Source organism: Olivibacter sp. LS-1 (assembly GCF_008245145.1).
GTDB lineage: Bacteria > Bacteroidota > Bacteroidia > Sphingobacteriales > Sphingobacteriaceae > Olivibacter > Olivibacter oleidegradans.
On sequence record NZ_CP041643.1, the window covers coordinates 1,967,175 to 1,990,034 of the forward strand.

At 43.7% G+C, this 22,860-nt stretch carries 22 protein-coding genes; 11 read left to right on the plus strand and 11 right to left on the minus strand.

Annotated features, from left to right (window positions below):
• Window positions 1-2: 2 nt before the first annotated feature.
• Together FKG96_RS07900 and FKG96_RS26710 are read right to left on the minus strand one after the other, a co-directional pair.
• The gene (locus FKG96_RS07900) at window positions 3-680 is read right to left on the minus strand and encodes a DUF421 domain-containing protein (protein WP_130856343.1); all 678 of its coding nucleotides are present in this window, start codon (window positions 678-680) and stop codon (window positions 3-5) included.
• Window positions 681-941: 261 nt separating this feature from the next.
• On the minus strand, window positions 942-1,106 hold the full coding sequence (locus tag FKG96_RS26710) for a hypothetical protein (protein WP_013665448.1): 165 nt from the start codon (window positions 1,104-1,106) through the stop codon (window positions 942-944).
• Between the two features lie 280 nt (window positions 1,107-1,386).
• On the opposite strand from FKG96_RS26710, the gene FKG96_RS07905 reads away from it, so the two are divergent.
• Complete coding sequence (locus FKG96_RS07905) at window positions 1,387-1,887, plus strand: hypothetical protein (RefSeq protein ID WP_149105296.1); 501 nt, start codon at window positions 1,387-1,389, stop codon at window positions 1,885-1,887.
• A gap of 5 nt (window positions 1,888-1,892) precedes the next feature.
• Window positions 1,893-2,345 (plus strand): DUF421 domain-containing protein, encoded by a 453-nt coding sequence (locus FKG96_RS07910; protein WP_013665450.1) that lies wholly within the window; start codon window positions 1,893-1,895, stop codon window positions 2,343-2,345.
• Between the two features lie 34 nt (window positions 2,346-2,379).
• On the opposite strand, the gene FKG96_RS07915 is transcribed toward FKG96_RS07910, so the two are convergent.
• Window positions 2,380-2,736, minus strand: coding sequence for a response regulator transcription factor (locus FKG96_RS07915; protein WP_013665451.1), 357 nt, complete (start codon window positions 2,734-2,736; stop codon window positions 2,380-2,382).
• Window positions 2,737-3,081: 345 nt separating this feature from the next.
• Here FKG96_RS07915 and FKG96_RS07920 point away from each other — a divergent pair, with 345 nt between their 5' ends.
• The 5 genes from FKG96_RS07920 to FKG96_RS07935 all read left to right on the plus strand — a co-directional run bounded on the left by FKG96_RS07920 (window position 3,082) and on the right by FKG96_RS07935 (window position 5,368).
• The gene (locus FKG96_RS07920; RefSeq protein WP_013665452.1) at window positions 3,082-3,315 is read left to right on the plus strand and encodes a hypothetical protein; all 234 of its coding nucleotides are present in this window, start codon (window positions 3,082-3,084) and stop codon (window positions 3,313-3,315) included.
• Window positions 3,316-3,601: 286 nt separating this feature from the next.
• The gene (locus FKG96_RS26715) at window positions 3,602-3,775 is read left to right on the plus strand and encodes a hypothetical protein (protein ID WP_165446985.1); all 174 of its coding nucleotides are present in this window, start codon (window positions 3,602-3,604) and stop codon (window positions 3,773-3,775) included.
• A 12-nt stretch (window positions 3,776-3,787) separates the two neighbouring features.
• Window positions 3,788-4,588 carry an SDR family oxidoreductase gene (locus FKG96_RS07925; protein ID WP_149105297.1) on the plus strand — a complete coding sequence of 267 codons (801 nt, stop codon included), beginning with the start codon at window positions 3,788-3,790 and terminating at the stop codon, window positions 4,586-4,588.
• 170 nt (window positions 4,589-4,758) lie between these two features.
• Entirely contained in the window at window positions 4,759-5,115 is a 357-nt protein-coding gene (locus FKG96_RS07930) for a hypothetical protein (protein WP_130856346.1), read from the plus strand.
• 34 nt (window positions 5,116-5,149) lie between these two features.
• A complete protein-coding gene (locus FKG96_RS07935) occupies window positions 5,150-5,368 on the plus strand; it encodes a hypothetical protein (RefSeq protein ID WP_130856347.1) in 219 nt (72 codons plus the stop codon).
• A 274-nt stretch (window positions 5,369-5,642) separates the two neighbouring features.
• On the opposite strand, the gene glgB is transcribed toward FKG96_RS07935, so the two are convergent.
• Genes glgB through FKG96_RS07950 form a run of 3 tightly spaced genes read right to left on the minus strand, consistent with a single transcriptional unit; the run spans window position 5,643 to window position 12,854 of the window.
• Window positions 5,643-7,568, minus strand: coding sequence for a 1,4-alpha-glucan branching protein GlgB (gene glgB, locus FKG96_RS07940; protein WP_130856348.1), 1,926 nt, complete (start codon window positions 7,566-7,568; stop codon window positions 5,643-5,645).
• 18 nt (window positions 7,569-7,586) lie between these two features.
• Window positions 7,587-10,904 carry a maltose alpha-D-glucosyltransferase gene (gene treS, locus FKG96_RS07945; RefSeq protein ID WP_130856349.1) on the minus strand — a complete coding sequence of 1,106 codons (3,318 nt, stop codon included), beginning with the start codon at window positions 10,902-10,904 and terminating at the stop codon, window positions 7,587-7,589.
• A 6-nt stretch (window positions 10,905-10,910) separates the two neighbouring features.
• On the minus strand, window positions 10,911-12,854 hold the full coding sequence (locus tag FKG96_RS07950; protein ID WP_242627207.1) for an alpha-1,4-glucan--maltose-1-phosphate maltosyltransferase: 1,944 nt from the start codon (window positions 12,852-12,854) through the stop codon (window positions 10,911-10,913).
• Window positions 12,855-13,206: 352 nt separating this feature from the next.
• Between FKG96_RS07950 and FKG96_RS07955 the strand changes: the two genes are divergently transcribed.
• From FKG96_RS07955 to FKG96_RS07965, 3 genes are all read left to right on the plus strand, one after another.
• Window positions 13,207-14,220: an LD-carboxypeptidase gene (locus FKG96_RS07955; protein WP_130856350.1), complete on the plus strand. Its 1,014-nt coding sequence runs from the start codon at window positions 13,207-13,209 to the stop codon at window positions 14,218-14,220.
• A gap of 236 nt (window positions 14,221-14,456) precedes the next feature.
• Window positions 14,457-14,987: a DUF4142 domain-containing protein gene (locus tag FKG96_RS07960; protein WP_130856351.1), complete on the plus strand. Its 531-nt coding sequence runs from the start codon at window positions 14,457-14,459 to the stop codon at window positions 14,985-14,987.
• A 71-nt stretch (window positions 14,988-15,058) separates the two neighbouring features.
• Window positions 15,059-15,895 (plus strand): MBL fold metallo-hydrolase, encoded by an 837-nt coding sequence (locus tag FKG96_RS07965; protein ID WP_149105298.1) that lies wholly within the window; start codon window positions 15,059-15,061, stop codon window positions 15,893-15,895.
• A gap of 2 nt (window positions 15,896-15,897) precedes the next feature.
• Here the strand turns inward: FKG96_RS07965 and FKG96_RS07970 are convergent, their stop codons facing one another.
• The 5 genes from FKG96_RS07970 to FKG96_RS07990 all read right to left on the minus strand — a co-directional run bounded on the left by FKG96_RS07970 (window position 15,898) and on the right by FKG96_RS07990 (window position 20,245).
• On the minus strand, window positions 15,898-16,272 hold the full coding sequence (locus FKG96_RS07970) for an STAS/SEC14 domain-containing protein (RefSeq protein ID WP_130856353.1): 375 nt from the start codon (window positions 16,270-16,272) through the stop codon (window positions 15,898-15,900).
• Window positions 16,253-16,687 (minus strand): hypothetical protein, encoded by a 435-nt coding sequence (locus FKG96_RS07975; protein ID WP_130856354.1) that lies wholly within the window; start codon window positions 16,685-16,687, stop codon window positions 16,253-16,255. Before FKG96_RS07975 ends, FKG96_RS07970 begins: the two co-directional genes overlap by 20 nt.
• Before the next feature lie 82 nt (window positions 16,688-16,769).
• A complete protein-coding gene (locus FKG96_RS07980) occupies window positions 16,770-17,147 on the minus strand; it encodes an SPW repeat protein (RefSeq protein WP_130856355.1) in 378 nt (125 codons plus the stop codon).
• Window positions 17,144-17,989: a manganese catalase family protein gene (locus FKG96_RS07985; protein ID WP_013665466.1), complete on the minus strand. Its 846-nt coding sequence runs from the start codon at window positions 17,987-17,989 to the stop codon at window positions 17,144-17,146. The genes FKG96_RS07980 and FKG96_RS07985 overlap by 4 nt, the downstream gene beginning before the upstream one ends.
• A 243-nt stretch (window positions 17,990-18,232) precedes the next feature.
• On the minus strand, window positions 18,233-20,245 hold the full coding sequence (locus FKG96_RS07990; RefSeq protein WP_149105299.1) for a PAS domain S-box protein: 2,013 nt from the start codon (window positions 20,243-20,245) through the stop codon (window positions 18,233-18,235).
• Between the two features lie 290 nt (window positions 20,246-20,535).
• Between FKG96_RS07990 and tkt the strand changes: the two genes are divergently transcribed.
• Window positions 20,536-22,545, plus strand: coding sequence for a transketolase (gene tkt, locus FKG96_RS07995; RefSeq protein WP_130856357.1), 2,010 nt, complete (start codon window positions 20,536-20,538; stop codon window positions 22,543-22,545).
• The last annotated feature ends 315 nt before the right edge of the window (window positions 22,546-22,860 follow it).

Consider the following 22,860-nt stretch of genomic DNA (forward strand, 5'->3'; position numbering starts at 1 on the left):
TATTAAATAATGGCTTGGATAAATTCGGTAGCTCCACAGTTGGCACAGGGATCTTGTTGGGTCCTACTTACCTTGCCACAGCTGCAGCAAGCGTAATCACCGTCGTTGTATTGTGTATCGGATAAGCGCAGGTCATTTAGTGGATAAAGGGATAGGCCCGCTCTTTTACCCTGATGTTGATAAACGCTAAAGAGTCCGCAGGCTTCTAAATAAACGCGATCCACTTGCCCTAAATTGAATATTTTCTGATTTCGGAGTTTGGAAAATAATTGCTGCCTGGAGATATTCATTTTTTGCAGCGTTGGTAAATCGATTATTCCGTCTCTTACGAGTAGGTTTACTTTTCCTTGTATAACATCCTCCGCCTCGTGATTTTTATACGAAAGATAATTAAGGCCCCGTAGAAAAGCGACCGCGAGCAGCAGTATGATTATCCCTTGTACAATTCCTCGATCGGGGATTTGCATAGGCACAGCCACAATGGCACCCATGGTAATCATCACCGCCATTTCCGCTATCGTCAACTGCCCCGTCATGCGTTTTCCTAATAGTTTGAGGACAAGCAATAAGGCCAAATAAATAATAATCGTCCGTATGAACACTTCTAGCATAAAGGCCGCGGGCGTTTCTCCAAATAGGATACGTTGTATGTCCGTCAATTTTATTTCTTCTTTCTTCATAGGATCGCGCTTGTGCCCTTGGTTTACCCTCAGAAGAAATTCAAAACATTGGCCAAATTACTGCAGTTAGTTGGCAAGCTCATGGTGCGACGGGAGCCAGCGCTCTTACTTTTTAATTGTTTTGATTTATATACAACAATGAGGCAAGAAAGCGACAGACATCTACTTTTTGTTGTACCATCGAAATCCATATCCGAAGAGGTTTATACATTGGCGCTGTTACGCAGGTTCTACCCTGTTAGCAGCATCCGCGTTTGATTTTTAGCTCTTTTTATGGTGATGTGGCTGTGAATAGGAGGGTGGATCACTGGCAGGAAAGCTCTGTTCGATCTCATCGTCTAACTCTTGATCCATTTTCTTCTTCGCCTCTGCCTGTTGCCTTTTTTCTTCGTTTTCAGCGTCGACCGCTTTTTTATCCTTTTTCATAACTTAATTTTTTCCGATAGCAACAATCTGCTACCCTTTAGTAACAAGCTATAAATGATACAGTTTTGGAAAAAGGATAAAGAGCCCGAACAAAAAGTAAAGGATACCTGGAGACGATGTTAGGCCTTGGAAATCTATTTGACGTCATACGGGCGAAAATAAATTCCACTGATAAGTGGTAGAACAATCGGGTTTGTTTTCTGTTTATTTAAAGCCGATCTTTTTGAGAAGTGAACGTAGGCATCGGCGGGCTAATCGTGTATGTAGCTTAAAAAAAGATATGAGCGCAAACAATGCAATTGAAAGAGTAAACCACTCGTTAACACTCGAAGAAGATCTATCCTTGCATATAAAGGGATGGAAGACCCAAAAAGTGGGTGGTCTGCTCATCTTGATTTTAATGATTTTGACAGCTCTTGGGTTGTTCGGTGAAGGGCCCTTAAGTGCCCGAAAAATAGTAAACGGGGATATCACAGTGGAGTATGAACGTTATCTACGGTATCAGAAAGAGATGGATGTTAGCCTTCGTCTTTCGAATCAAGCCAATGTGCAGATAGCTATTCCAATTGAATACCTCGATTGTTTTAAAATCGAAAAGATAGTACCGGAGGCAAATGAGAGCATCATTTCCGACGGAAAGGTCGTTTATACTTTTAACGTTGATAAAACGGGGGAAACTATTCTCCATTTCTATTTGCATGCACAAAAACCGGGGAGCGCAAAGGGAACATGGGAAGTTAATCACCACAATTTTCAAATCAATCAGTTTATTTATCCTTAAATACGATGAATCCAATTATACGAGGTATTGCCATTTATCTCTTCTTGCTGGTACTTTTTCGGGTATTGGGCAAACGTAGTTTAGCAGAGACGACAACTTTTGATTTTGTTTTGCTATTAATTATAGGAGAAGCTACGCAACAAGCGTTGTTGGGCGAAGATTTTTCAATGACGAATAGTTTGATTCTCATTACGGTGCTGATCGGGCTCGATATGATTTTGGGCAAATTTAAGGGGCGTTTTCCACGGTTGGATAAGATGCTGGAAGGGACACCCCTGATATTAATTGATCAAGGTCAACCTTTGAAAGAGCGAATGAAGCGAGCAGGTGTGGAAGAAGAAGATATTATGGAAGCAGCTCGTCTTAATCATGGGCTGGAACAGTTGAACCAAATAAAGTATGCCGTTTTAGAAAGAAACGGAAGTATTTCTATTATCCCATTCACTGCTCAAAGCTAATTAAGTCATTCGTTGGTTTGCCACCTGATCGTATTTACAACAGCTGCTTCTGAATTCGTTGTACAAAATCGTGAATATCAAATGGTTTTTTGATAAAATCCTCTGCGGGGCATTTACCATCGCCCATGAGTTGATGGTGCGCCGACATAATAATGATGGGTATATGTGAGGTAGATTGATTGGCTTTCAGTTGGTTGCATATGTCAATCCCGTTTCCGTCAGGCAACATCACATCCAACAAAAAGAGATCGGCGTGATTATCTTGAACATCCTTCCAAAAACTCTCTGCCCGTGCGTGGCTTTGAACGGCTAATTTCTCTTCTACTAAAATGTATTCGATGATTTCGCGAATGTCGGCATCGTCCTCAAGAATAACAACTTTCTTTTCCATAAAATGGGCTTTGTCTTTAGCTTATAGTTTTGCAACAATAGCTGCGCCATTATTCTCAACACAAGCCTGAATTCTACAGAATGTGTAACAAGTGTGTAATTAAGTCGTTGACCGGTATCGGTTTTCACTTAAGATAAATAGGCTCTTAATTCATAACCGTGGCAATATTTTGGACACAATGTTCAATAAAAATGGGAGCGAGCAAAGATAGCATAGGAGCTATTTTAGTTGACGAATTGGGCGGCCCCGGGAGTTCCCTGAGCATTTGATATGCTAAATGAAATTTTCAAAAACTTTAAGCGATTTAGGTCGTTGTTTTAATATCTACTTTAAAAACATGCAGTTATGGCAAATTTTGGAACGCCCGACGAAGGGCAACACACAAAGGAAATCGAAAATCAAACGGCAAAGATCCCATCGACAGTTTTTTTGGCAGCTGCTGTCGTTTCGATGGGCGCATCGTTAACCTTAAAATGCATGGGATGCAAGCATAGTGCTCTTTTCGTAGGGCAATGGGCGGCTCCTTTCCTACTTTTAGGGATTTACAACAAAATCGTGAAAACGTCCGGTAATGATTAAGAGATGCTAAAAGGCCTGGACATTACCGGGCCTTTTTTATGCTCTTTAAGACCGACTCGGCCTCTACCTCGGTTATGTGGAAACGCGTGGAAACATAAGCCAAACCCAAGCAATACTGTTCATTGCCTTGATAAATAAACACATCAATTTGCTAATTAGGACACTGCATCCATACCAAAATCGATGCGTTGTTTTTTACCTACCCTGTATGGTGTAATAGAACGCAAACGGAGATTGGCAACATATTGGTTTACTTATAAAGGAATAACCATAAACATTTAGGGAAATGAAAAAGCATGAAAAAGAACCAACACCGAAACCCACCCAGTTTGATGTGGATGAATCGGTCGGGGATTCCGCATTAGCGACGGAAAAGGAAGGTAAGAAGGAACCAAAGTCGTTCGATGAAGATGAATCGATCGGCAATAGTAACATGGATAATAAAAAAAGGAACAAGTAAAGTGTTGATATTATGAACGATAGAGAAAATACAGGAAGATACGCCTTAATTACCGGCGGGACCAGCGGTATTGGCTTGGAGCTGGCAAAGTTGTTTGCAGAGAATGATTACAATTTAGTGTTGGTGGCTAGAAACGAGCAGGAGCTGGTTCAGACTGCCGAAGAATTACGTACTAACGGAAGAGAGGTTATTACGGTGGTCGCCGACTTCTTTAACCCGGATGCTCCCTTTTCTGTATACGAGGAAGTGAAGGCTTATGGCATTGATATCGATGTGTTGATAAACAACGCCGGACAAGGGGTGTATGGAAAGTTCATAGAAACGGAATTGCAGCGCGAGTTGGACATCATACATCTAAATATTAGTGCTTGTGTCGTGCTCAGCAAATTTTTTGTCAAGGATATGGTACAACGAGGTTATGGTAAGATCTTAAATTTATCGTCAATAGCAGGCAAAATTCCCGGCCCTTATCAGGCGGTGTATCATGGTACTAAAGCCTTTGTTCATTTCTTTAGCGAGGCAATCCGTAGCGAATTGAAGGATACCGGCGTGACGGTAACGTCGCTATTACCCGGAGCAACCGATACCGATTTCTTTAGGAAAGCAGATATGGAAGAATCAAAGATTGTCCAAGAGCAGGAGTTGGCAGATCCAGCTTTCGTTGCCAGAAAAGGCTACGAGGCGCTCATGAAAGGAGAAGATATGGTGGTCGCCGGATTTAAAAACAAAATGCAAGTCGCCATCGGAAACTTAAGTACGGACGAAGCGGCAACGGAGCGAATGGGTAATATGCAAAAACCGACTGACCAATAAATTGGTGCCGCTGTTCTAAAAAAAAATCACGTCTGTCTTCTTTATAGATCATGCTTAGTGGTAGCGGCCTTGTATTGGACGCAGAAGAAAGATTTGACTAAGGGCACCTATGGTGTGCGCCTCTATTGGAACGATTTTGGCAATAGCTTACCTACCTGTTACTTATAAACATGAATAAACTTTCTTTAAGCGAACCACCTACACGGCCGCGAGGCGGCATTCGGTGGAAACCGATTGGTGACTCAGGCTCGTTAGACGTAGACCCGCGTCTAATGATTCTGGATATCGATTATACAGCGGCTAAATTACTTAATTGTGATCAAAGGAGCGTTAGAGGATATAATGTCTGGGATGTCTTATGTGCCTCCTTGCCTGCCTATCATCATCAGGTGGTGAATGCAGCGATCACGAACAGGGAAAGGCGTGTTATTCGCACCCGATTAAGTGGAACGAATGTTCCTGTTTTTCTAACAGTAGTACCTAAAAGCAATGGCTGCATGAACATTATGGTATCAAGAATTTCTTAAGATTAGATGCAGTTCGCACGTAAACCCAAAAATAATGGTGCTTAAAAAAGAAACAACGAAAAATGAAGCTGTTCTAAACCTTACCGCTTCGCTTAGAGCAGCCTTGGAAGGAGACGGTGTATTTCAGTCGCTTGTGAAGGAAGTGAAGTTATTGGCTTCTAATAAGGAAGGGATATATAGATTGGAGCAAGTGCTTGTCGATCACGAAGGACAGCTAAAGGAAGTTGTTTTTGATGGCAAACATTATAGATAAATAAATTTTCTTCTAAATTGTAAAGTTTAGTGCCACCACGTTGTCGAGATGACATCGTGGTTTTTTTTGCCAGATTAACGACAATAAAAAAATATAGGTTACCTACCCGCAACTGTAATAATGGTAGGATTCTTGTTTTTATCTATGTGACGTGTTGTTTTTAGTATTTTTTCCAAAAGCCCTTTGCTGTCGTGAGATAACAAAGGGCTTTTTATCGATAATTTGATACGGTACCATACGCAAAGCTTTATTGAGCTAAGCCGCGCATAGCAGATTATTCGTCATATTGATATTTCAACACAATCACAGCGAGCGGAGGTAATATTAGGGACAAAGAATGTGTCCGACCATGATAAGGAATAGGGGCAGTTTCAATAATTGCATCGTTTAACACATCGCTTCCATGATATTTGAGATTGTCTGAATTAAGGACTTCACTATAAAATCCTTTTTTGGGTGCACCTATGCGGTAATTTTTACGCACTACGGGCGTAAAGTTAGCTACAAATAAAAGACTATCATCTTGCTCATCACTTTTTCTAATCCAGCTGATAACACTGTTAACGGCATCGTCTATTGCATTCCACTCAAAACCCGCGGGATCATAATTGTGTACATGCATCGCCGGTTCGGTTTGATAAAGCTTGTTTAAGTCCTGAATAAACGCTACGAGCCCCCGATTGGGCGCTCCAAGAGATTCGTCCCAGCTTAAACCATCATCGTGTTTCCATTCGTGCGACTGACCAAACTCAGCACCCATATAAATCATTTTTCCGCCCGGATGTCCGTACATGAAAGCGTATAATAAACGAAGGTTAGCAAATTGTTGCCAGGCATCGCCCGGCATTTTCTTTAACAAAGATGCTTTTCCATACACTACTTCGTCATGCGATAAAGGAAGAATAAACTTTTCTGAATAGGCATAAACCATGCTGAAGGTTAATTGACCTTGATGATAACGACGATAAAGAGGGTCTTTTTGAAAGTAAGATAGGGTATCATGCATCCAACCCATCATCCACTTGAAATCGAAACCCAAACCGCCAAGCTGTACGGGGGCTGTTACTCTAGGCCAAGCGGTTGACTCTTCTGCGATTGTAAAGGCCCGTGGACAATATAGATGCACGGCCTCGTTTAGCTCTTGCAGAAATTGAATAGCTTCTAAATTTTCCCTACCTCCATACTTATTCGGAATCCACTGGCCTTCGACTCGCGAATAATCGAGGTATAACATAGAAGCAACGGCGTCGACACGTAGGCCATCAATGTGGTACTTTTCTAACCAAAAGAGGGCATTGGAGATCAGAAAAGAACGCACTTCGTTTCGATCGTAATTAAAGATGCTACTTTTCCAGTCGGGATGGAAGCCTTTCTTGGGGTCGGCGTGTTCGTAGAGGTGGGTGCCATCAAAATAGCCTAAACCGTGCTCGTCTGTTGGAAAGTGTGAGGGTACCCAATCCAGTATGACACCGATATCGTGCTGATGCAACGTATCTACGAGATACATAAAGTCTTGTGGCGATCCATATCGACTGCTTGGTGCGAAGTAGCCCACAACCTGATAGCCCCAGGAGCCATAAAACGGATGTTCCATCACGGGCATAAACTCGACATGGCTGAATCCAAGTTCCTTACAATAAGTTGGTAGTTCTGAAGCCAACTGGCTATAGCTTAAAAAGCTTGTGGGATCATCGTTGTGGCGTTTCCATGAACCAATATGCGTTTCATAAATTTTCAATGGAACGGTGAAGATATCGGTGCGCCTTTGTTTTTCTAGCCACGACTCATCCTGCCAGGCATAGTTTAAGTGGGCAATTCGTGATGCCGTCCGCGGCGGTTCTTCCCAAGCATACGCGTAGGGGTCGCCTTTTTCCACTTCGTAGCCATTGTATCCTTTAATATAGTATTTGTAACACTCACCTTCCAACCGATCGGGAATGAATAGCTCCCATATTCCGGAATCATCAGGTCTTCGTCCCATCGGATTAGCCGTTCGATCCCAATGGTTAAAATCGCCGACAACGGAAACTTGTTCGGCATTGGGCGCCCACACAGCAAAGTGAACTCCTTGTGCATCCGTTTCGCTGACAAGATGAGCGCCCAACTTACCATAAAGCTGGTAATGTTTGCCCTCCTTAAACAAACTGAGATCAAAGGCGGTGAAACGTGACTTAGGGTCGGTATGCGGAGCGGTGTTCATGATCGTTGATTTTATGCCTTAAACTTCTTTTAAAATGGATTTAATGCCTCGGAGCGGAACTAGTACCCAGTCGGGACGATTGTTAATCTCATAATTCAGTTCATATACGGCCTTTTGTAGCAAATATACGTCCATCATGATTTGTAGATCCTCCAACCGGGTTGGTATAAATGCTGCTTCATTAACCTTGTCAAGGTAGGCACGCATGAAAAAGCCGCTCATATAGTGGTACCATTGCTCGATAAATGGAGTTAGCGTTTTGATGTCGTCCTCTCGGATCTGGTTATCAAGAAGCAGGCTGCCGAAGGCAGCGTAGTGTAAGGAGCGCAACATACCGGCTACGTCACGTAAGGGCGAAAACTTCAAGCGCCGTTCACTATAACTTCGAGCCGGCTCGCCTTCAAAGTCGAGTATTAAAAAATCTTTGCCCGTAAAAAGTACCTGACCTAAATGGTAGTCTCCGTGAATTCGGGTTTTGACAGCATCTATTCGATGCTGATAGATACGTTTCATGGTACTGAGGACTCTCTCGCGGAGTAACAGCACTTCTTTTGCTTCTTCCTGAACCTCTGCACTTAGGTTTTCCATATTTTTTTGAAGACTCTGAAAGCTTGCTCGCACCAGTGATTGGAGTGAGGAATATAGGGAGCGCTGGTAATGGAGCGAAAAGGGCTCAGGTTTAAATTCGGGTAGTTCCGTTGGTTTTGCTAAAGCGAGATGCATTTCGGCAGTTCTTATACCTAACAGCTTTACCAATTCTGCAAGGTTGCCTTCCAGCAGCAATTTCATGTTGTTGGGTATCTCATCAAAATTTAAGGGAAGTAATAGCTTTCCCTTTACTTCTTCCAGCAGTGAATTGGGATCAGCGTGAGACAATACCCTTTCATTGAAATCGTTTAAGCGATCGAGCATATAAGTCCATCCATCACTGTTGCTTACGGCCATTTCCTGCATCATGGCTAAAACCATCGTATGGCCTGATTTAAATTCCCATTGTATTCTACCTAAATAAGCGGGGACGTGCTTGAACCGAGCCGTTCCCGAAAGATAGGCGATCATTTCCACGTCGGGATTAATGATTGCGTCGACCTTTCGATAGATTTTAAGATAAAACGTATTATCGTAAATAATAGAAGTATTGCTCTGCTCTGCACTCAATACACGAGGCCTGGGCCTTGGATTTTCCTTGATATGTTTTTTTACTTTTTTGTTTCCCAAAAAGCTTATTTGTCCGTTTTTTTGACCTATGTGTCGGTTACCAACCATATTGGCGATGATGGCATGCTGCAACTCAATTCCATAAATGGCGTCATAAAGAACGCCTTCCGTGTGGCCTACTTTCAAATGGGCGATTACTGATTGCGGGCAATTGTCTTGTAAACGATAGGAAAATTGCCCCTTGCCGAAAGCTACAGGCAATTGATAGGTTTCCGGTAAGCCATCATGATAGGATACCTCGATAAGCAATAAAAAGGCGGTTCCTTCTTCCAAACCAATAGTAGCGTGATCAATGATTCGGAAATTTTCAGGTCCCTTGCCTTTCCCTCCAAACCAACGTAATTTCATGATGTAATCCGGTAGAATACGGTTTTCCAGTTGTTCGATAACAGGCTCGTCTAACAGCTCTTTCCACTCGTCTATCTCGATTAAATGTAATCTTGCTTCATCCGCCAGCTCGGGATGTGCTTTTTCGAGTAAGAACACTTGACTTGCATAAGGGCCTAATGTGAAAAAATAGGGTATATCTTCCTTTATGACAGGGAAGCGGTTGCGACTTAGAATTTCGATCGGGGCAAACCCTTTGTAAGTCTCTAGAAATAGCTCCGCAGCCTGCGAGAAGCGGGACAAATTGGCCACTACGAGCATAATTTCATTGTCATATGTTCTTGTAAAGGCTAAAATTTTAGCGTTTTCCGTGTACACGAATTGAATGTCGCCACGACCAAAAGCCTTATACTTTTTACGAGTGCTGATCATTCGTTTCATCCACCAAAGTAGAGAAGAGGTGTTGCGCGATTGTAATTCAACATTGACTGATTCATAGTGATATTCAGGGTCTAGAATGAGCGGGAGGTACAATCGTTGCGGATTAGCTTCAGAAAAGCCTGCGTTACGATCGGGATGCCATTGCATAGGGGTACGAACACCGTCTCGGTCGCCCAAATAGTAATTGTCGCCCATGCCTATTTCGTCTCCGTAATAGATTACGGGAGTACCCGGTAATGAAAACAATAAGGCATTAAGCAATTCAATTTTCTTTCGATTGTTCTCTAATAAAGGGGCTAATCGGTGCCTGATCCCTAAATTAATTCTGGCTACAGGATCCTTGACATAAACCTTGTACATATAATCACGCTCTTCGTCGGTTACCATTTCCAATGTAAGTTCATCGTGGTTCCGCAGAAAAATTGCCCACTGGCAAGTAGGAGGGATGGAAGGCGTCTGTTCAAAAATATCGGTCAGAGGATATCGGTCTTCCATCTGTAATGCCATAAACATCCGCGGCATAATGGGGAAATGGTAATTCATGTGGCATTCGTCTCCCGCTCCAAAATAAGCGGCAGAATCCTCCGGCCACATATTGGCTTCCGCTAAAAGAAGGGTGCCTGGGTAATGCAGGTCTATGTGCTCCCGTAGTTTCTTTAAAAAGGCATGGGTTTCGGGTAGGTTTTCGCAATTAGTGCCGTCTCGCTCAAAAAGGTAAGGGACAGCGTCCAATCGAAAGCCGTCTACTCCCATGGCGCACCAATAATTTAGAATATCGAACACTTCCTTTTGCACCAAGGGGTTGTCGTAATTAAGATCAGGTTGATGATGAAAGAATCGATGCCAATAGTATTGCTGAGCAATTGGATCCCACGACCAATTGGAACTTTCGAAGTCTTGAAAAATAATCCGTGCATCGGCGTACCGATTGGGATCATCGGTCCACACATAATAATTTCGAAGTCCGGAGCCTTTAGGAGCTCTTCGCGCTCGTTGAAACCACGGATGCTGATCCGAGGTATGGTTGATAACGAGCTCAGTTATTACCTTTAGGCCGCGTTTATGTGCCTCTCTAAGAAGGCGTTTAAATTTTTTGATGTTACCGTATGCCGGATTGATGTTATAATAGTCGGCTATGTCGTATCCATCATCTCGAAGGGGCGAAGGATAAAATGGGAGTAACCAAATGGCGGTAATACCTAAGTCCTGTAAATAATCAAGTTTTTGAAGCAGCCCTTCAAAGTCGCCCACCCCATCGCCATTTCCATCGCGAAACGCTTTGATGTGCAACTCATATATGATGGCATCTTTGTACCAGTGAAGTTGGTTGTCTAATTGGCCGTTTTTCATAACAATTTATTGAGTTACATAAAAAATATGGGCAGGCATGAGGTAAGGATTCAGTTCTATATAATTCCATTCGCCAAACCATTCATACTTGTCTCCGCTTAGCAGATCGAATAAATGATAGGGCTTATCAGCATCTAAATGAAGGGCCGATAATGGAATCTTAACGAAGGCTCCCTGGCTATTGAAAAGATCAAGGTTCACGGCAATAATTAACCGGTCCTGCTTGCGTTGATCCGTTTTTACATAACAGATCAACTGGTCATTTTGTACCTCCGCAAACTCAATATTATACGTGTTTTGTAATGCGGGGTGCAGTTTCCGGATCCGGTTAAGTCGTGCAATGATTTCGCCTATCCGCGTATGTGCGTTCCAGTCCCAATGCTTTATCTCATACTTCTCATTGTTTGTGTATTCTTCTTTTCCCGGATGCGCTTCATTGAGACCAAATTCGTAAACCGGGCCGTAAATGCCATAATTGGCAGAAAGCGTTGCTGCGAGGATGGCACGCATGATATGGGCATTTTCTCCACACTCACTTAGCATGGGGGGTAAAATGTCGGGCGTATTAGGCCAAAAACATGGCCTAAAGTAGTATCGCATATCAGTTTTTGTGAGCTCATACAGGTATGTTTCGAGCTCCCATTTGGTGTTTCGCCAGGTAAAATAAGTATACGACTGATTGAAGCCTCCTTTTGCCAATTGCTCCATAATGCGTGGTCGGGTGAAAGCCTCTGCTAGGAAGATAGTTGCCGGGTGGTCTTTCCGAATTTCCGGTATCACCCATTCCCAAAAGGCGAGTGCTTTGGTGTGCGGATTATCAATACGGAAAATGCTAATCCCGATAGCAATCCAGTAGGATAGGACACTCTTTAGTTCGCTCCATAGATTTTGCCAGTCGGATGTCTCAAAATCGAAAGGTAGGATGTCCTCATAGCGTTTTGGTGGGTTCTCAGCGTATTGGATGGATCCATCAGGTCGCCATTTAAACCAGTTGGGATGGAGCTGCACATAGGGATGATCGGGGGCGCATTGAAAAGCGATATCCATGGCTATTTCGATATCATATTTCTTGGCTGATATGATTAGTTCCTGGAAGTCTTCTAAGCTGCCCAGTTGCGGATGAATCGCTTTATGTCCGCCATGTCGATTACCGATTGCCCAAGGTGACCCGGGTTCTTCCGGATTAGCGATAAGTGCGTTGTTCTTTCCTTTTCTTTTCACTTCACCGATGGGATGAATAGGAGGGAGGTAAAGCACGTCAAAGCCCATTTTTGCGATTCTCGGTAATAGCCGCTTGACGTCTTGGAAGCTTCCATGTTGTCCCGGTATCTCAGCGGTGGATCGTGGAAAAAGCTCATACCAGGTGCTAAAACCAGCCTTTTGACGTTCTGCCTCAATTTTGTAAACTTGGGTGATAGAAGTAAAGGGCTCTAAGCGGTACTGCCGCATAATGGGTAATGTCTCCTCCTTTAATGTCTTTAGTAAATCCTTTTCTATTGCGCCTTGTCGCAAAACCGCTCCCCACTTTTGCAGTTCGGGGAGCAATAAAGGAAGTTCGGTTGTGGCCTCTTCGAGCAGATTTGCGCCGATTAGCAAATCAACGTAAACATCTTGTTCGGCCTCTACCTTCTTTTGCAAGCCATTGATCCAGGAAGCATAGTGATTGACCCAAGCTCTTATACAGAAAAAGTAAACACCTATCGCGGGAAAGCGGAAGGTTGCTGCCCAATGATCATTGATCACATGCTGCATGGCAACCTCCTGCCACTCGTTTGCATGCTGCGCCTTTATGAAAAGGCTTGCAGATACTTGGTCGTGTCCGTCAGCAAAAAGATCAGCGGTAAAGGAAGTTTCATCATTTATCACTGCTTTTGAGGGATAGGTACCATTATCGATAGTGGGCATCACGTGCGTGATATAAACCCTTTGCCGACCCATTATATTATCCATATATCCATCCCCATTGAAATTAAAATCTATACTATTCAATGGTGCATCAGAATAGTGCCGGTATCCTTAAAAAGATATAACTCAAAAAAGATTGGTGTTTTTTAGTGCGATAACGTTCCACGCATGTAGGCACCGTCGGGATGAATGAACGTGTTGATGATATAGTGTGCATTTGGAATGATTTTTATATGGTACTGAAAAACTTACACTACTATAGCATAGAAGATGCATGTGTCATATGGTCGACGCCGCCAAAGGAATAGCCTGATGAAGCTAATCAACACAGGTCCCTACATAGTTGTTCAATACTGTTTAATTAAGGGCTTGCATATGCTCGCAAGACCTGTCAATCATGCTTTTGCTTGGAGAGATTCTTGTATATAAAAAGGAAAAGCAACGAATGATCGTAGACAAATTAAGACCCGGTGATCACATCCAAATCATCGCCCCTGCACAGAGCTTAATGCCCAAATTAACGCAAGAGATGCGTATTCGGGGCGTGAAGAGGTTAGAGGAATTAGGTTTAACGGTAAGCTTTGGAGATCACGTCCATGAAATAGATGAGTTTGGATCAACAACCATAGACAATCGCTTAGCGGATCTACATCGAGCTTACGAAGATAAATCGGTGAAGGCAATTTTAGCGGTATCCGGAGGAACAACATCTAACCAGTTATTGCCCTATATAGATTATAAATTGTTAAAAGACAACCCTAAAATTCTTTGTGGTTTGTCAGATATCACGGCTCTAATAAACGCCGTCTATGCTAAAACCGATGTAGTGACCTACTACGGCCCTCATTTCAATATGTTGAGTGCGGGAGAAGATCTTGGTTTCTCTCTCGATTATTTTCGCGCATGTCTTTTTGACGATAAGCCGATAAGCCTTAGCCCTTCGCTATTTTACTATAATTCTATATGGGAACATGAACAGTTGGATAATCCCGGTTATTGGGTAATTAATGAAGGAGATGTGGAAGGGAAAATTCTGGGAGGGAATTTCTTAACTTTTAACTTTTTACAGGGCAGCGAGTATCTGCCTGATACAAGTGACAGTATCTTTTTTTTGGAAGACAACGGTCCGGAAGATTATAAAAACGTTCAAAACCAGTTGCAAGCGCTTCTCAATCAACCTAGCTTTAGTGGGGTAAAAGCGCTCGCTATTGGTCGGTTTAAACAGAACTCGATGATGACCAAAGAGATTCTTACGAAAATTATCAAGACAAAAAAGCAACTCGACGGTATTCCGGTTATTGCCAATATCGATTTTGGCCATACCCTTCCAATGATAACCATTCCAATTGGAGGGCGCGCTCGTGTCATAGCCGATCCAACGAATCCCGTGATTGAATTACTGATACATTAAGTTGTGATCGCCATTACACCGATTCAGGCGATTCGTATGCGAATACTAAAATTTAAAAGGCATCGCTATGGTAATTTTAGGACATAGAGAAAACCTTGCCGGGAAATGGGGTGACCGAATCGTATCAGGCTGGAATAGGATACGATACTGATTTCCGTATTATTCAATTAAACGATAAAAATGAAGATTCGAGGCATGGATCATGCGTATACTTCTGATATAAATAAAATTTGCCTATGAAAAAGTATTTGATTTTTGCGTTTGTGTATTTGACGATAAGCCATTTCGTCTTATCGTGCAGTGATGATGATGACACCAACCCGGTGATGATGGATAACCAAACTTTTGTTTCGACGGCTGCGAGCAGCAATCAGTTTGAAATTATGGCAGGAGCGCAGGCCGTTGAAAAAGGAAGTGCTGAAGCCGTGCGAAGTTACGGAGAGCATATGGTGAACGATCACGGGAAAGCGGGTGAAGAGTTAAAAGCAATAGCGGAGACGCAGGGCTTTACGGTGCCCATGGAACTTGCAGCGAAGGAAAAGGCGAACCTAGACCAGCTGACACCACTTACGGGAGAAGCTTTTGACAAAGCTTTTGCGCAGATCATGGTGAAATCGCACGAAGAGGCGGTTTTGTTATTTTCCGAGGCAGCGAGTCAGAGCGGTGTACCGAACAGTGCTTTGAGGACTTGGGCGAACGAAAAATTGCCAACCCTTGAAGCGCATTTGGAAGATGCGAAAGCTTTGAATACTCAAATTAATCCCTAATTTCTTTCTAATTCTTCAAGTCGGAGGAGCACCGCCAAGTGCTCCTTCTTCGCTTAAAAAAATTAAAGTACATGATGAAAAAGAGTAATGATGGTAAGTTTATACCGATGACATCGGTCAATAGCAATAGCGGACAAGAAGTCACCAAGGATGTTTTTTACTATACCAATCAAATTGTTAATATCGTCATGATTGGTGAGGTTGGAAAAGAAGGATGGGTTTTGGTGGATACCGGTATGCCGAAGTGTGCAGACGAAATGATAGCGGTGGCTCGATCTCGTTTTGACGAACATCCTCCGGCAGCTATCGTGTTGACCCATGGGCATTTTGATCATGTGGGAAATGTAGTCGACTTATTGACCCATTGGCCCGATGTGCCGGTTTTTGCGCATCCCTTGGAATTCCCTTACTTAACAGGGCTACAGGACTATCCAGAGCCGGATACTTCAGTGGAAGGGGGTATGTTGGCGAAATTGGCGGCCATTTATCCACATGAATCGATCGATATTAAGGAACGACTGTTCCCTTTACCGGAAGACGGCCAAGTACCTTTTTTATCGGATTGGCAATGGATACACGTACCGGGACACGCTCCGGGTCAAATAGCTTTGTTCCGAGAAGGAGATCGTCTTTTATTGTCTGCCGATGCCATTGTGACGGTAAGGCAAGATGCACTCTATAAGGTGTTGATGCAAAAAAAGGAGATTAATGGGCCACCGCGATATTTGACGACTAACTGGAAAGCAGCCTATGATTCAGCCGTAAAGCTACAACAGCTAAGGCCTGCTCTCTTAATTGCCGGACATGGTGAGGCAATGGAGGGAAAGGATTTAACCATGGGTTTGAGTCGTTTGATAACAGAATTTGATAAAATCGCCATACCAAAACATGGTAGATTTGTGGACTAAAACTAAGCGGGCAATGGTGCTGAAACCCATTCACAGGCTATTTGCTGATCTTCCAGTCGATATGTCCGGATTTCACCGTGTACCAAGGGGCTGAGTATATCGTAGATTTTGCGAACCCACTGCTGATCGGATACGATGGCCATTCGATTCCATTTGCTAAAGTGTTCAAAACTGACTTTAATATATTCTAAAAGGGCCTGAAGACTGTAATCTTCAAAACCCGTTTCTAGCAATACAATAAAATTGATTTGAGGATAAGCTTTCGCAACTTCGGCGATACGCTGCACTACAATTTCTTTGTATTCTTCGCCGTTAACTTTTCCTTGCGCCCGATAAGCCACCACATGTGGTGGAAAATTATCCATTAATGCTAACATTTCTTTTCCGTTGTTTTGCTGAAGTATATATATGTTGATCACCTGGTTTTGGCATAACAATCCGTTGCGACTCGCGAACGGTAATTAAACCGGAGATGCATAATCCGATACCCATCAGCAGATGAAAAGCATAGGTAGTTTCTGAAAATAAATATAACCACGGCGATAAGGCCAAGTAAGCACCACCAAAAATATCGGCATATAAATGTATATCCATTGGGATGGTTTTCCGTACACCTCCCTCATAATTCGTTAACAAGGACATACCCAAAATCATTACACCAAACAATATACACAACACAGTAGCCGGTCGCTCCTCGCTAAAATGGAAAAGAAAGGGGGCAACTATTAGCAGTAAGGCAGCGCCATAATCTAATACGGCGTGCAGTATTCGGGGGAAGATTCTTACTAGCATAATATTTCAATTTTTTGTTCACATGAGTGAATTTCGTAGATTCAAAAAGCAGGCTGCCTCCCATAAAAGGCAGCCTGCTAGTTTAACTTAAGACACCGCCCTGAGCCACGCCATGTTGACTGGCGGGCGCGGTACAGAGGCCGGCAATAATGGAGAATACACCGACGATGAGATGAGGCAAAAATACCTGATCACTGAAATTAAGCAGCCAAGGCGATAAGGCCAATAATATGCCCAAGATGACATCCATTACCAAATGCGTTGACATCGGAATAACCTTGGCAACTCCGCCTTCATGCCGGGTAAGTAAAGCCATACCCAATACTAAAACACCGGCAATAATAGCACTGTACTTTGCCCCCGGGATATGGGAAAAACCCAGTAAGGTGGGAGCAAGAATTAATAAGATTCCCACTATATAGTCTAACATAGCGTGAACGCGTCTACTGATAAATTTCATATATTATCTTTTTTGTTTATCATTTGTTCAGCTTGGGCATAACCTTCTCTAATGGGGGGAGCTAGCATAGGTTCCTCGCCCATGGGTGTGCCATGCTCGTAGGTAAAAACGCCTTTGCCGTCAATGGAGGTTCCATCGGTCCATCGAGCAATCGGTTTTTCGGGCATATTAATATTAGTAGAAATAAAGGAGTAGGCAACGGAGCTAACTTCTTCTTCCTGCGGAAAGCTATTCGGAATAGGATGCGCGCTTGGGCCACCTAATTCCTCGAGAACGGCTAGCCACTGATTTTGATGCATGGTATCACGCGCAATCAAAAAGGCTAGCATGTCTTTCATGCCTGGATCGGTAGTTGATTCCCATAAACGCGTGGCTAAGGTACGCCCGGTAGCTTCCGCCATCACATTTGCGTGCATGTCTGCTGCTAGGTTACCACTTGCTACCACCCAAGAGCCGTTAAACGGTACACCGTTGGCATCGGCAGCCATAGCCGCTAAACCGGCAGAAAGGTAGTGGCGAGGGTCCATCCCTCCCATGATCTGTTCAACCACCGGATTGGACGACACCACTTCGTCAATAATAGAACCTTTCGCTCCCTCCAAGTTTAAGGCAACGGCCGTACACAACATCTCGATGTGCGAAATTTCTTCCGTTCCCGTCTCCAAAAGCATGTTTCTGTATTTTGCCGGCCCCCGGTTGCCCCAAGCTTGGAAAAGATACTGTAGACATACTCTAATTTCTCCTTCGATACCGCCGATTGCCTGTTGTAACAAACGCGCGAATTGCGGGTTGGGCTTATCAACCCGAACCTTGTACTGTAATCTTCTGTCGTGAAAAAACATAGCTGATTCTCTTTTAGTTAAACTATTGGATTTAACTATGATAATATCATGCCGTATCGATAATGCCCCCGAAATGGACATTATGATTCCGCAATAGTGGGATCGGACGAGTGGATTATACTAGGATAATATCTGTTTATTAGGACGTAGAAAAAACCTTGCCAAAAAAATGCATGGGTATGAGGGTAACCGAGGCGTAGCTTCATACAACCAAATATGGATCTGTTAAAGGCCGAGGAGGGTTTAAGGTGTTTTCGGTAATGGAAGTGTAATAACGAATTCACTGCCTTTCCCGTATTCGCTAACAACGTTGATTCTACCATCGTGTCGTTCAATGATCTCCCGGGAAAGATAAAGCCCGATTCCTAACCCTGCTATACCCGAAGTATTATCGGCACGATAAAATCGGGTAAAGACTTGTTGTTGTTGAGAAGACGTCAATCCCATGCCTTCGTCTCGGATGCTGATGGTAGCAACGGTTTCTTTCTTTTCGCATTGAACAAAAACCTCATTGGCGTTCGGTGAATACTTAACGGCATTGCTTAAGAGGTTAATGATAACCTGTTCGATTCGTTGTTTATCGGCTTTAATGGTAATCGGGTATGCGGGGCGGTTCAACGAAATATCGTGGCTATTGACGGAAAAGCGAAAAGACTCTACGGTTTCTTGGACCAGCTCGCCGAGATCGAACAGTTCGGTATTAAACTGAAGCTTACCAGCTTCGATTTTGGAAATATCCAATAATTCGGACACCAATTTGTTTAGTTTGTCTAATTGTTTTACGCTTTTATCAACAAACAGAGACGCCATTTTACTGTCGGGTTTCTTTTCCAACAATTGCAGATAGCCGTAAACGCTTGTAAGTGGTGTTTTAAGCTCATGACTGGCTAATGCGATAAACTCATCTTTCTTTGCGCTTAAGGCCTTGACCTCTTCGAATAACCTGGAATTGTCGAGGGCGATGGCTGCTTGGGCTGTGATGTTACTGATCAAGCTTTCATGGTGTACATTGAACTTGCCGGGCTCCGGATGTCCTAAAAACAGTCCGCCCATTACGACCCCTTTGGCAGAAACAACGGGAGCCGCCAAATAACTCACGACGGGAAGATGACCATGCGGCATTCCGTAGTAAGGGTAATTTTGACCGTAACGGGAATCTTTTCTGATGTCGTCGGATCGTACAATCTCATTGCCGTTGAAGGTTGGGTGAAGCAGGGGTGTGTCGCGCGGCATTTCCAAATGCTTAAGTGCTTCGGCTGGATAACCCGATACGGTAAATCGGGTTTTTATTGTTCCATCTACCTCAACTAAATGGTAAAAAAATGCACCAAAGGCTGCGCCGGTCACTTCTTTACTCGCATCTGTCACTTGCTGTAAAGTGCTCTGTACATCCAATTTCGAAGAAATAGCCCGGCTGATAGAATTGAGGGTTTCCAAATCCCGCGTGTACTGATAGATAGCATTTTGTACCTTCACTTCTTCCGATATATCCCGGGCGATTTTGGATGCACCTATAATTTTGCCTTGCTTGTCCCTAATCGGGGACACGGTGAGCGATATAAGTATTTCCTTTCCGTATTTATTGAGTCGTACCGTTTGATAATGGTCAACTTTTTCTCCTTTACGGACCTGCCCTAAAATATAGTCTTCCTCACTTAAGCGCGGTTTGGGGATTAAAATGGTAATGGATTTCCCCATTACTTCTTCCGCTGTATAGCCGAAAAGTCGCTCGGCACCAATGTTCCAACTAGTAATAATACCCTGAAGGTCTTTACTGACAATAGCATCATCCGATGATTCGACAATGGATGAAAGGAAAGCTTGCCGCTCTTCCAAGGGGGTACGGTCACTGATGTCAACTAGTGTAGCGTGAGTGCCGGTAATTTCACCAGCGGCATTATAAAGCACCTTGGGAAACACCAAGAGTTTTCGGTTTGTCCCGTCAGGTCGTTCAATGATTACTTCGGATTGATCGGTGCGATTTAGACCCTTAGCCGTTAAAGCAGTCGGAAATTCTTCTTCAGCCAGTTTCTTCCCATCGGGGCTATAGACCTTGTAAGCACCACTCCAACGGTCTTTTTGCAGGTTGGGCGTTCGGCCCCAAAGGGTGGTTGCAGCAGTATTATAAAAAATAATGGTGCCTTCGGTATTACAGGCATAAATAGCCACCGCTGAGTCGTAAACCAAATTGTGCAACAAAAAGTCGGCATCATTCCCAAAAGGGTTGTACGCCGCATTTGTAAAGGAGTCTCCCATTATTTAACCTAATTTCTTTGAACTGGTTTGTAAATATAGACTATTTCTATAATAGCCCAAGAGCTGGATGCCGAAATCATTACAAATTAAATGCCGAAAATTTGTGAAGCGTAAGCACTGTTTTCTGAATTTGAATTAAAACAATTATGACTTTATGATTAGAATCAATCAGTCAATTATTACGTTATATAGAAAAATCCAACACCGAAGCTGCTTAAATTTGTTATAGTTCTAGCAAAAGCTGAACATACAAAGGTGGGTCCAAATTGAATGATCATAAAAAGTTATCCATGACTAAAGAAAACAGTAACCCCTTAGACGGACTGAGTGTTAACACCATCCGTTTCCTGGCGACCGATATGGTGCAACAGGCAAATTCGGGCCATCCCGGGCTTCCGCTGGGAGCCGCGCCCATGGCATATGTTTTATGGAATCGTTTTCTGCGGTTTAATCCGAAAGATCCTAAATGGCCGAATCGCGACCGCTTCATCCTTTCTGCCGGCCACGGCTCGGCATTATTGTACAGTTTATTGCATTTATACGGATATGATCTGCCGCTGACTGAACTGCAACACTTTCGGCAATTGGGATCAAAAACACCCGGCCATCCGGAATCGGTGTTGACTCCAGGAATTGAGGTGACTACCGGTCCGCTAGGGCAGGGGTTTGGAAATGGCGTGGGAATCGCTATTGCTGAGCGGTTTTTAGCGACGAAATACAATAAAGAGAGCTACGATTTAATAGATCATTATACCTATGCGATTGTTAGCGACGGCGATTTAATGGAAGGGGTCGCTTCAGAGGCGGCATCTTTAGCAGGACACCTCAAGTTGGGCAAGCTTATTTATTTATATGATGATAATGCGATTTCCCTCGATGGGCCGACCAGCTTGGCCTTTACAGAGGATGTGCCTGCACGCTTTAGGGCTTATGGCTGGCAAACCTTAACGGTAGAGGATGGCAATGATCTGGATGCCATTGAGCAGGCCATTTTAGCAGCGCAGGCTGAAACCGAAAAACCCTCTTTAATATCCGTTAAAACGATTATCGGTTATGGCAGTCCGCAACAGGGAACGAATAAGGTACATGGCAATCCACTGGGTATCGAAAATCTAAAGAAAACGAAGGAGTTTTTCGGATGGGACCCGGAGAAAAACTTTTTTATACCGGAAGAAGTGAGCGATTACCTTTTGGGCCGAGGACAAAAAGGAGCTGAATTGCAACAGGCATGGAACGAGCAATTTACATCTTATAAAGTAGTTTTTGAAGCAGAAGCGAAGGACCTTGAAATTAGCTTTGAAGGTGAATTGCCAGCGGGCTGGGATAATGGGATGCCTACTTTCAATGCCGCGGATGCGCTAGCAACCAGAGAGGCTTCGGGAAAGGTATTGGAAGTATTGCGCCAAAACATAAGCTGGTTGATTGGCGGCTCAGCGGATTTAGCAAGTTCGAACAATACGCCTGTTAAAGGAGATGAAAGTTTCCAGCCGGGACATTACGACTTACGCAACATTTGGTTTGGTGTCCGCGAACACGGTATGGGCGCAATATTAAATGGTATGGCCTCTTACGGGGGTACGCGTGTCTATGGCGGTACCTTTTTGACGTTTTCGGATTATATGCGAGGAGCCATTCGTTTGGCAGCCTTAACGAAAGCACCGGTCACCTATATATTTACGCATGATAGTGTTGCCTTAGGTGAGGATGGCCCTACGCATCAGTCGGTTGAACATGTTTCGGCTTTGCGGTTAATCCCCAACTTGACGGTCATACGGCCGGCAGACGCTTTTGAGACGATAGCAGCCTGGAAAGTTGCTATGAGTCGACTAAAGGGGCCGGTAGCACTCATCTTGTCGCGACAGAAGTTACCGGTTATCGATCAGCAGCGTTACGCTTCCGGCGATAATTTAAGCAAAGGCGGCTATGTCTTAAGTGACACCGATGGTACCCCTGATATTATTCTTATAGCCACGGGGTCGGAGGTGCAACTCGTTTTAGAAGCGCAAGAGCAACTGACGAAGGAAGGCATTGGCGCCAGGGTTGTCAGTATGCCTTCCTTTGAACTGTTTAATCAACAGGATCAGGCCTATCGTGAGCAGGTTCTGCCACCTCATGTGGCCAAACGGTTAGCCGTGGAAGCAGGTGTGACGCCACTATGGTATCAGTATGTTGGTGCAGACGGAGATGTAATAGGCATCGATACCTTCGGTGAATCGGGTGAAGGCAAAGCGGTGATGACACATTTTGGTTTTACTGCCAGGCATGTTTACGATCGAGCTCTTAAGTTGTTGAAACGTTAAGTAGTTGAGACGTTGAGTAGTTGAGTAGGGAATTAGTTTAGTAGTTAAAGTGATGAATTATAATTGATGAACGAATGAATGATGAGTGATCAGTTGTGAGTTGCCCGTTGTGAGTTGTGAGAAAGGTTCGAGCGACTGATAACCGAAAGCTGATAGCTGATTTCCGATGGCTTCTTGCCACCGAAGGCAGCATGCATACCTTTGGAAATAGACACAAATAAATAATTATTATAATGAAACCTGCATGAGCTACCGCTCAAAAAAGAGCGTGATTAACGCGGCTCATGCAAGCTGAATTGCCACTAAAAGTCTAAT

What these genes read in the sequence shown, in the direction of transcription:
- FKG96_RS07990 (WP_149105299.1), bottom strand. Translation starts at nt 20,245, where the DNA reads ATGGGAGACTCCTTTACAAATGCGGCGTACAACCCTTTTGGGAATGAT.
- FKG96_RS07935 (WP_130856347.1), top strand. Translation starts at nt 5,150, where the DNA reads ATGGTGCTTAAAAAAGAAACAACGAAAAATGAAGCTGTTCTAAACCTT.
- FKG96_RS07960 (WP_130856351.1), top strand. Translation starts at nt 14,457, where the DNA reads ATGAAAAAGTATTTGATTTTTGCGTTTGTGTATTTGACGATAAGCCAT.
- FKG96_RS07925 (WP_149105297.1), top strand. Translation starts at nt 3,788, where the DNA reads ATGAACGATAGAGAAAATACAGGAAGATACGCCTTAATTACCGGCGGG.
- FKG96_RS07980 (WP_130856355.1), bottom strand. Translation starts at nt 17,147, where the DNA reads ATGAAATTTATCAGTAGACGCGTTCACGCTATGTTAGACTATATAGTG.
- FKG96_RS07920 (WP_013665452.1), top strand. Translation starts at nt 3,082, where the DNA reads ATGGCAAATTTTGGAACGCCCGACGAAGGGCAACACACAAAGGAAATC.
- FKG96_RS07915 (WP_013665451.1), bottom strand. Translation starts at nt 2,736, where the DNA reads ATGGAAAAGAAAGTTGTTATTCTTGAGGACGATGCCGACATTCGCGAA.
- FKG96_RS07970 (WP_130856353.1), bottom strand. Translation starts at nt 16,272, where the DNA reads ATGTTAGCATTAATGGATAATTTTCCACCACATGTGGTGGCTTATCGG.
- FKG96_RS07965 (WP_149105298.1), top strand. Translation starts at nt 15,059, where the DNA reads ATGATGAAAAAGAGTAATGATGGTAAGTTTATACCGATGACATCGGTC.
- FKG96_RS07985 (WP_013665466.1), bottom strand. Translation starts at nt 17,989, where the DNA reads ATGTTTTTTCACGACAGAAGATTACAGTACAAGGTTCGGGTTGATAAG.
- FKG96_RS26710 (WP_013665448.1), bottom strand. Translation starts at nt 1,106, where the DNA reads ATGAAAAAGGATAAAAAAGCGGTCGACGCTGAAAACGAAGAAAAAAGG.
- FKG96_RS07910 (WP_013665450.1), top strand. Translation starts at nt 1,893, where the DNA reads ATGAATCCAATTATACGAGGTATTGCCATTTATCTCTTCTTGCTGGTA.
- tkt (WP_130856357.1), top strand. Translation starts at nt 20,536, where the DNA reads ATGACTAAAGAAAACAGTAACCCCTTAGACGGACTGAGTGTTAACACC.
- FKG96_RS07930 (WP_130856346.1), top strand. Translation starts at nt 4,759, where the DNA reads ATGAATAAACTTTCTTTAAGCGAACCACCTACACGGCCGCGAGGCGGC.
- FKG96_RS07905 (WP_149105296.1), top strand. Translation starts at nt 1,387, where the DNA reads ATGAGCGCAAACAATGCAATTGAAAGAGTAAACCACTCGTTAACACTC.
- FKG96_RS07900 (WP_130856343.1), bottom strand. Translation starts at nt 680, where the DNA reads ATGAAGAAAGAAGAAATAAAATTGACGGACATACAACGTATCCTATTT.
- treS (WP_130856349.1), bottom strand. Translation starts at nt 10,904, where the DNA reads ATGAAAAACGGCCAATTAGACAACCAACTTCACTGGTACAAAGATGCC.
- FKG96_RS26715 (WP_165446985.1), top strand. Translation starts at nt 3,602, where the DNA reads ATGAAAAAGCATGAAAAAGAACCAACACCGAAACCCACCCAGTTTGAT.
- FKG96_RS07975 (WP_130856354.1), bottom strand. Translation starts at nt 16,687, where the DNA reads ATGCTAGTAAGAATCTTCCCCCGAATACTGCACGCCGTATTAGATTAT.
- glgB (WP_130856348.1), bottom strand. Translation starts at nt 7,568, where the DNA reads ATGAACACCGCTCCGCATACCGACCCTAAGTCACGTTTCACCGCCTTT.
- FKG96_RS07950 (WP_242627207.1), bottom strand. Translation starts at nt 12,854, where the DNA reads ATGGATAATATAATGGGTCGGCAAAGGGTTTATATCACGCACGTGATG.
- FKG96_RS07955 (WP_130856350.1), top strand. Translation starts at nt 13,207, where the DNA reads ATGCTTTTGCTTGGAGAGATTCTTGTATATAAAAAGGAAAAGCAACGA.